Origin of the sequence: Jatrophihabitans sp. (assembly GCF_051960575.1) — a bacterium.
Classification (GTDB): Bacteria; Actinomycetota; Actinomycetes; order Mycobacteriales; family Jatrophihabitantaceae; genus JBQCEE01.
Map to the genome: position 1 here is coordinate 1 of NZ_JBQCEE010000011.1, position 8457 is coordinate 8457.

Annotated in this window: 6 protein-coding genes; 3 read left to right on the forward strand and 3 right to left on the reverse strand. The window is 72.5% G+C overall.

The features are described from left to right. From ACTHMS_RS00610 to ACTHMS_RS00620, 3 genes are all read right to left on the reverse strand, one after another. Nucleotides 1–618 (reverse strand): hypothetical protein (locus tag ACTHMS_RS00610; protein ID WP_440304739.1); only part of this gene is annotated, 618 nt, incomplete at its 3' end. A 534-nt stretch (nt 619–1152) separates the two neighbouring features. Further along, nucleotides 1153–2520, reverse strand: coding sequence for an FAD-binding oxidoreductase (locus ACTHMS_RS00615; RefSeq protein WP_440304740.1), 1368 nt, complete (start codon nt 2518–2520; stop codon nt 1153–1155). A 33-nt stretch (nt 2521–2553) separates the two neighbouring features. Further along, nucleotides 2554–3429, reverse strand: a complete 876-nt coding sequence (locus tag ACTHMS_RS00620; protein WP_440304741.1) for an LLM class flavin-dependent oxidoreductase — start codon at nt 3427–3429, stop codon at nt 2554–2556. A gap of 145 nt (nt 3430–3574) precedes the next feature. On the opposite strand from ACTHMS_RS00620, the gene ACTHMS_RS00625 reads away from it, so the two are divergent. The 3 genes from ACTHMS_RS00625 to hrpA form a co-directional block, all read left to right on the forward strand. Continuing rightward, a complete protein-coding gene (locus ACTHMS_RS00625; RefSeq protein ID WP_440304742.1) occupies nt 3575–4684 on the forward strand; it encodes a LuxR C-terminal-related transcriptional regulator in 1110 nt (369 codons plus the stop codon). A gap of 150 nt (nt 4685–4834) precedes the next feature. Further along, complete coding sequence (locus tag ACTHMS_RS00630) at nt 4835–6706, forward strand: potassium transporter Kup (protein WP_440304744.1); 1872 nt, start codon at nt 4835–4837, stop codon at nt 6704–6706. Nucleotides 6707–6721: 15 nt separating this feature from the next. Next, on the forward strand, nt 6722–8457 hold a 1736-nt coding region (gene hrpA / locus ACTHMS_RS00635; protein WP_440304743.1), incomplete at its 3' end, for an ATP-dependent RNA helicase HrpA.

Below are 8457 nucleotides of genomic sequence, written 5' to 3' on the forward strand. Positions count from 1 at the left end.
GCCGGCGCCGCCCGGGCCGCCGACGTAGCCGCTCGAGCCGGTCGACGCGTCGTCCTGTTTCGCCGCGACGGCGCCGCGGGTGAGGCGTCCGGCGATCACACCGGCGAGCGCGGCACCGGCCAGGAAGGTGCCGGGGTGCTGCCGCGCGAAGCGACGCACGTCGTCGACGAGGTCGCCGGGCTGGCGGGTCTCGAGGTGGCTCACGAGCTGCTGCGCGCGGTCGCCGGCCTGGCCGACGAGTTCCTGCGCGATGCCGGCGGGGCCACCCTCGCCCCGGCCCGCGGACGCCATGCTGTTGAGCTGCTCGGCCAGGCTGCGCAGCTGCGACACCAGGTTCTGGTGCTGCTGCTGCACCTGCGTCTGCAGCTGGTCGCGGGCCTCTCCGGCCAGGTTGCGGGCCTGGCGCTGGGTCTCCGCGGCGACGTCCTTGGCCTTGTCGGCGGCGGTCTGCGCGACCTCCGAGCCGGCCTTGACGGCGGTGTCCTTGGTGTCGGCGGCGCGGCCCTTGAGCTCGTCCGCCTTGTCCTGCACGCCGCTGCTGTCGGTACTGCCCCCTGCGGTCCCGGCGCTGCTGCCGGTGCCCGGGGTGGGGTACGTCGTCGTGCCGAGATCGGTCATGTCTCCTCCGAAACGGATGGCCGGGGACGCCACAAGAACTGCTGCCGTCATGGGGTCGAGGCGCAGCGCATCGCTCTGGTCTGAGCGGCGGTCGGCGTCAGCCGGGGTCTGCCACGAGTGCGGGACGGCGTCGTTTCGCCGTCGAACCTGGGCTACCCGACGTTCCGAGTGGACAAACGGGGAGCACGGGGTGAACCTGTGCCTGGAAGGTCCGCGGCGGGCGGAAACGGGTCTAGTGCAGATGCACTGCGGAAGTGGGGCTGTTCGCCCACTGTAAGACTCGCGTAAGGAGCCGTAGATTTTCCGATGTCAGGCCGAGCGAAACCCCCGCAGCCCGGTCGGACACGAGATAAACAACTGAACAGGCACGGATCGCGTACCCCCCGCACGTGATCAACGGTGCCAAACCTTGCGGCGTTCGAACCCCCGCTCGGACGCCAACGAGCAAAGCCCCCGGTGGAACCCCCGCCTTCCGGGGGCTTTGTCGTGTCCGGGGGCCGTGCTCGTGGCGTCAGGCCGAACCTGTGCAGATGATCACCGCGCGGGGTGGTTCGCGTGCAGCACGCCGTGCGGGTCGAACGCCTGCCGGATCGCCGCCAGCCGGCCCGCGGCGTCACCCCAGATCGCCTCGGACGCGACCCGCTCCTCGGCGAAGTTGCCGTACGCGCGTCCGTTGGACCACGGCGTCATCGCGACCCGCACCCGCTGCACCGCGGCGCGCGTCGCCTGCATCGCCTCCGGCGTCGGCGTGATGCCGACGGCGAACAGGGCGAGGTCGGCCGGGATGCCGGTGTACGCACCGTCGCCGCCGCGGTCGGGACGCAGCGCGCCGCCGAGGTGCCGCAGCTCGAGCGAGAGCAGCGCGGGGCCGCACTGCTCGCTCACCGCGACGAACGCCCGCACCGCGTCGGCGTCGAGCCCGTCGACGAGCACCCCGTCGCCGTAGCCGGGCACCGGGCCGGGCGGGTCCATGTGCAGCTGCGCCAGTGCGGGCATCGACATCGGGCCGAAGGTGTCGAACTCCGGGCCGAGCGCCCGCAGCGGCGCGAGCAGCGCGTCGGTGTCCGCGGCGGAGCGCTGGCTGGCGGCCTCGACGACGACGAACGCGCGTCCGGCCAGGTGCGGCGGCAGGTCGGGCAGCGGCGGGAAGCGCAGGATGCGTCCGACCGACGTGATCTCCTCGGGCAGTGTCGGCAGCAGCGCCCGCCACGTCTGCAGCACCTGCTCGGCGCGCTCGACGGGGAAGAACAGCACGCCGGCGTACACCTCGCTGATGGGGAACAGCTGCAGCTCGATCGCGGTCACGATCGCGACGTTGCCGTTGCCCCCGCGCAGCGCCCAGAACAGATCGGGCTCGTGGTCGGCGTCGACCCGACGCTGTCGCCCGTCGGCCGTCACGACGTCGAACGCGACGACGGTGTTCGCGGCGAGGCCGTGCGAGCGGCCGAACCAGCTGAGCCCGCCGCCGAGCGTGTAGCCGACGACGCCGACGTCGGCGGCCGAGCCCGCGAGGGCGGCGAGGCCGTGCGGGGCCGCGGCGGTGGTGACGTCGATCCACCACGCGCCGGCCTCGGCCCGCACGATGCGGCGCGCCGGGTCGACCTCGACGCCGCGCATGGCCGAGGTGCGCAGCAGGATGCTGCCGGAGAGGTCGCCGAGCGGTGCGGCGTTGTGGCCCGTGCCCTGCGGTGCCACCCGCAGGCCGAGCTCGCGGGCGGTGTCGACGGTGGCCACGACGTCGCGCACCGTCTGGGCGAGCACGACGGCCGCGGGCTGCTGGTCGACGGCGAGGTGCCAGGCCGCGCGGGCGGTGTCCCAGGCCGCGTCCGAGGGCCGGACGAGCAGGCCGTCGAGGTCGGTCGCGAGGCGGTCGAGCGCGGTGGGGTTGCTGACGAGGGTCATGATCAGTGCTGCTTTCTCTGGTTGTGATGGTGGTCAGACGAGGGCGGGCGTGCGCACGACGACGTCGGCGAAGCGGTCGACCTGGTCGGGGTCGGCCGAGCAGGGGGCGATGACGATCTCGTCGGCCCCGGCGGCGGCGAACTCGGCGACGCGGTCGGCGAGGGCCTGCTCGGTGGTGGCGGCGGTGGACGCGATCCAGCCGGCGATGTCGGCGCCGAGCCAGCCGTAGTAGTGGGTCATCGCGGCGGTCGCACGATCGGCGGCCGGGCCGAGCGCGGCGTACTGCACGGCCATCGCCCGCGGCTGCCCGGGGCGTCCGGCCGCCCGCCACGCGGCGCGCACCTGGTCGAGCGAGGCGGCGAACTGGTCGGGCGTGCCGACCATCATCGTCCAGCCCTGACCGTGCTCGGCGATCCGCGGCGCGGCCAGGCGGGCGTCGCCGCCGATGAGCAGCGCCGGGCCGCCGGGGGTCACCGGCGCCGGGCCGATGCCCGTCGCGCCCGACCAGGTCGCGCGCAGCTGCGCCAACTGCTCGTCGAAGCGGGCGCCCCGGCCGCGGGGCGACGCGCCGCAGACGGCGAAGTCGTCCTCGCGGATGCCGACGCCGAGGCCGAGGGTGAGGCGTCCGCCGCTGGCTCGGTCGAGGCTCGCGGCCTGCTTGGCCAGCAGCGTCGTCTCGCGCAGCGGGCTGATCAGCACGTTGGTCGCGAGGTCGATCCGCTCGGTGGCGCCGGCGGCGACCGCGAGGGCGATCAGCGACTCGCTGCTGTCGTAGGCGATGCGGTCGACGGCGGCGAGCGTGTCGAAGCCGCGGGCCTCGGCGCGGGTCGCCCACTCGGCGATCGCGCCGGCCGGTGCGTCCGGCACGACGTTCGGCAGGAAGACGCCGATCTTGTGGTGGTTGGTCATGCTTGCTCCCGGTGTCTCGGTGGTGTGCACCAAGCCTCGGGACGCAGCGCGCCGGCGGATATCCGACAGCGCAGGGGTTCCGCGTCGCGCCCACCCCTACAGATGACGGGTTGTCATGTCGCGTTCAGGCGAACAGACTTCGCCCATGACGATCACGACGCGGGGCGGCGTCTCGGCGCTCATCGACAGCTGCGCGCGGGCCATGGACGCGGACGAGCTGTTCCGCGACGCGTCCGAGCGGCTGCGTGAGCTGGTGCCGTTCGACGGCTCGGCCTGGTTCGGCACCGACCCGGCCACCGTGCTCGCGACCCTGCCGGCGCGGATCGAGAACATCGAGGCCGGTCACTGCGAGACCTACTGGGAACGCGAGAGCCTCGTCGAGGACGCGCTGCTCTACCGCGACCTCGCGCGGAGCGAGACAGGGGTCGACACGCTCTTCCGCGCGACGGACGACCGGCCGGCGCGCAGCGCGCGATTCCGCGAGTTCCTCTCGCCGCAGGGCTACGCCGACGAGCTGCGCGCCGCCCTCCGGGTGGGCGAGTCGACGTGGGGCGTCATGGACCTCTACCGTGACGCCGCCCGCGAGCCGTTCAGCGCGGCCGAGACCGAGATCGTGCGGTTCGTGGCACCGGCGATCGGCAACGCCCTGCGCGGGTTCGTCACGGGGCCGCGCCGGGCCGGCGTGACGACCGACCGTCCCGGCACCGCGCTGTTCGACCGCAACTCGATCCTCGTCTCGCTCGACGACGAGGCCGAGCGGCTGCTCGTCGAGCTGGCCGGCCCGGACTGGTCGATGCCCAACCTGCCGATGACGCCGGTGCGCGCCGTGCTGGGCCGTGCCGTCGCTGTCGCCGAGGGACGCGAGCGCGGCCCGGCGTTCACGCGCATCCGGTCGCAGGCGGGCCGCTGGCTCTCGCTGCACGCGTCCTGCCTGCGCACGCCGGACGGCCGTCCGGGGCTCACCGCGCTCACCGTCGAGCCCGCCAAGTCGGCGCAGCTCGCGCCGATCATCGTCGAGGCGTACTCGCTCACGCCGCGCGAGCAGGAGATCACCCGCCTGGTGGCCCGGGGCCTGAGCAACAACGAGATCGCCGGCGAGCTGTTCCTGTCGCCGTTCACGGTGCGCGACCACCTCAAGGCCATCTTCGGCAAGGTCGGCGTCGCCAGCCGCGGTGAGCTCGTCGCCAAGCTCTTCGCCGACCACTACATGCCCGAGCTGCACACGCCGGGCGCCGCCATCCACGCCGAGATCTGACCCTCGCCCAGCGGGCGGCCGGCCGCGGCACGGCAGACTGGAGCCGTGCACGAGACCACCGTCGAGAGCGCGTCGACCGCGCCGCCGCCCGGTGCGGCGCCGAAGGTCGCGCCGGCCGAGCGTCACCCGTCGCACGTCAGCAGCGGCGGCATGCTCGGCCTGGCGGTCGGCGCGCTCGGCGTGGTCTTCGGCGACATCGGCACCAGCCCGCTCTACGCGCTGCAGACCGTCTTCGCCATCGACCACCACGCGGTGAAGGTCAGCACGTCCGACGTGTACGGCGCGCTGTCGCTGGTGTTCTGGTCGGTGACGCTCGTCGTGTCGGTGAAGTACGTGGCGTTCATCCTGCGCGCCGACAACGACGGCGAGGGCGGCGTCATGGCGCTCGCCGCGCTGGCCCGCCGGGCCACCGCGCGCAGCCGGCGCAAGGTCGTCGCCGCGGCGTTGCTGCTGGGCGTGATCGGCGCGTCCCTGTTCTACGGCGACAGCGTCATCACGCCGGCGATCTCGGTGCTGTCGGCGGTCGAGGGGCTCGAGGTCGCGTCCCCTCATCTCAAGGACGCCGTGCTGCCGATCGGCATCGCGATCCTCACCGTGCTGTTCCTGGTGCAGCGCTTCGGTACGCACAGGGTGGGACGCGTCTTCGGCCCGGTCATGATCGTCTGGTTCCTCGCCATCGCGGTCGCGGGCGTGCCCGAGATCGTGCGGCACCCGGCGATCCTCAAGGCGCTCTCGCCCACCTACATCGGCAGCTTCATCGCCGACCACCCGTACACGGCGTTCATCGCGATGGGTGCGGTGGTGCTGGCGATCACCGGCGCCGAGGCGCTGTACGCCGACATGGGGCACTTCGGCCGGGCGCCGATCCGTCGCGCGTGGTTCGTCGTCGTCTTCCCGTGCCTGATGCTGAACTACCTCGGCCAGGGTGCGCTGGTGATCCACGACCACGCCGCGGTCGGCAACCCGTTCTACCTGCTGGTGCCGCACTGGGCGCGGGTGCCGATGGTGGTGCTCGCGACCTTCGCCACGGTCATCGCGTCGCAGGCGGTGATCTCCGGGGCCTACTCGGTGTCGCGGCAGGCGATCCGGCTGGGCTACCTGCCGAACCTGACCGTGCGGCACACGTCGAAGGAGGAGAGCGGGCAGATCTACGTGCCCGCGGTGAACTGGACGCTGTTCGGCGGTGTCCTCGTCCTCATCGCCGCGTTCCGGTCGTCGAACAAGCTCGCGACCGCGTACGGGCTCGCTGTCACCGGCACCTTCATGATCACGACGGTGCTCTTCCTCATCGTCGCGCGCACGGTGTGGCACTGGGCGATGTGGCGGCTCGTCGTGCTCGGCGTGGTCTTCGGCGTCATCGAGGTGACCTACTTCGCCGCCAATGTCACGAAGATCGTCAACGGCGGTTGGCTGCCCCTGCTCATCGCGTTGCTGGTGACGACCACGATGACCACCTGGCAGCAGGGCCGGCGCATCGTGACGCAGCGACGCCTCGGCATGGAGGGCTCGCTGCAGGACTTCGTCGAAGAGATGCGCACGACCAACCTGACGCGCGTGCCGGGTACGGCGGTGTACCCGCACCCCACGAAGCAGACGACGCCGCTGGCGCTGCGCGCGGACGTGGACTTCAACCACGTGCTGCACGAGCGGGTCGTGCTGGTCTCGGTGATCACGCTGAACACGCCGTACGTGCCGCGCGAGGAACGGCTCGAGGTCGACGACCTCGGCTACGCCGACGACGGCATCTCGCACCTGCAGGTCACCTTCGGCTTCCAGGACGAGCAGGACCTGCCGGACGTGCTGCGGCAGGCCGTCGGCATGACGCCGGAACTCGACATCGACCCCGAGCGCGCGCTGTGGTTCCTGTCGCGGCTGTCCTTCGAGCACTCGGATGCCGGTGGCATGGCGCGGTGGCGCAAGCGCATCTTCGTCGGCCTCGCCCACAACGCCGCCAACCCCGCGGTGAACTTCAACCTGCCGGATGACCGCACGATCGTCATCGGCGAGCACTTCGAGTTCTGAGGTGCGCGAGTCCTGATGACCGAGACCTCGCCGCGGCAGCGGCGCGCCCGTCGCCCGCGTCCCGACCGTTCCCCGGCGCGGCGCGAGGCGCTGGTCGCCGCACGCCGGGCCGCGCTGCCCACGCTGCGGTACCCCGACCTGCCGGTCACCGCGGTCAAGGACGAGATCGCGGCGGCGATCCGCGACCACCAGGTGGTCGTCGTGGCCGGCGAGACCGGCTCCGGCAAGACGACGCAGCTGCCGAAGATCTGCCTCGAGCTCGGCCGCGGCATCGACGGGCTGATCGGCCACACGCAGCCACGGCGGCTCGCCGCCCGCACGGTCGCGCAGCGGATCGCCGACGAACTGCAGGTGCCGCTCGGCGATGCGATCGGCTACAGCGTGCGGTTCACCGACCAGGTCAGCGACCGCACGCTGGTGCGGCTGATGACCGACGGCATCCTGCTCGCCGAGATCCAGCGCGACCGGCTGCTGCGCCGCTACGACACGATCATCGTGGACGAGGCCCACGAGCGGTCGCTCAACATCGACTTCCTGCTCGGGTACCTGCAGCGGTTGCTGCCGCAGCGGCCCGATCTCAAGGTGATCATCACCTCGGCGACGATCGACCCCGGGCGCTTCTCGGCCTTCTTCGACGACGCCCCGGTCGTCGAGGTCTCCGGCCGCACGTACCCGGTCGAGGTGCGGTACCGGCCGCTGGACGAGGCACCGCCTTCTACAGGTGTCGATGACGCGCCCGCGGGAGACGACGACGCCGACGACCCCCACCACGACAACGTCGCCGTGCCCGTCCGTGACCAGATCGAAGGGATCGTCGACGCGTGCCGCGAGCTCGCGTCCGAGGCGCCGGGTGACGTGCTGGTGTTCCTGTCGGGCGAGCGCGAGATCCGCGACACCGCCGACGCGCTGCGGGCCGAGGAGCTCCGCAACACCGAGGTGCTGCCGCTGTACGCGCGGCTGCCGACGGCCGAGCAGCAGCGCGTCTTCGAGCCGCACACCGGCCGGCGCATCGTGCTCTCGACCAACGTCGCCGAGACGTCGCTGACGGTGCCGGGCATCCGCTACGTCGTCGACCCGGGCACGGCGCGCATCTCGCGGTACTCGCGGCGCACGAAGGTGCAGCGACTGCCGATCGAGCGGGTGTCGCAGGCCTCGGCCGACCAGCGCAAGGGCCGGTGCGGGCGCGTCAGCGAGGGCATCTGCATCCGGCTGTACAGCGAGACCGACTTCGAGGCCCGGCCGCGGTTCACCGAGCCGGAGATCCTGCGCACCAACCTGGCCTCGGTGATCCTGCAGATGGCCGCCCTGCGCCTCGGCGACATCGAGGAGTTCCCGTTCCTCGACCCGCCCGACCGGCGCTCCGTGCGCGACGGGATCGCGGTGCTGCAGGAACTCGGCGCCTTCGACGCGTCCGGGCGCATCACCGAGCTGGGACAGCGCCTCGCGCAGCTGCCGGTCGACCCGCGCGTCGGGCGCATGATCCTGCAGGCCGAGCGCGAGCACTGCGTGCGCGAGGTGCTGGTGATCGCGGCCGCGCTGACCATCCCGGATCCGCGCGAGCGGCCGGCCGAGCACGAGGAGGCCGCGCGCCAGAAGCACGCGCGCTTCGCCGACGAGCACTCCGACTTCATCGGCTTCCTCAACCTGTGGAACCACCTGCGCGAGCAGCGCCGCGAGCTGTCCGGCAACGCGTTCCGGCGCATGTGCCGCGACGAGTTCCTGCACTACCTGCGCATCCGCGAGTGGCAGGA

Coding starts and splice junctions, on each gene's coding strand:
- ACTHMS_RS00615 (WP_440304740.1), bottom strand. CDS start 2,520: ATGACCCTCGTCAGCAACCCCACCGCGCTCGACCGCCTCGCGACCGAC.
- ACTHMS_RS00620 (WP_440304741.1), bottom strand. CDS start 3,429: ATGACCAACCACCACAAGATCGGCGTCTTCCTGCCGAACGTCGTGCCG.
- ACTHMS_RS00630 (WP_440304744.1), top strand. CDS start 4,835: ATGCTCGGCCTGGCGGTCGGCGCGCTCGGCGTGGTCTTCGGCGACATC.
- ACTHMS_RS00625 (WP_440304742.1), top strand. CDS start 3,575: ATGACGATCACGACGCGGGGCGGCGTCTCGGCGCTCATCGACAGCTGC.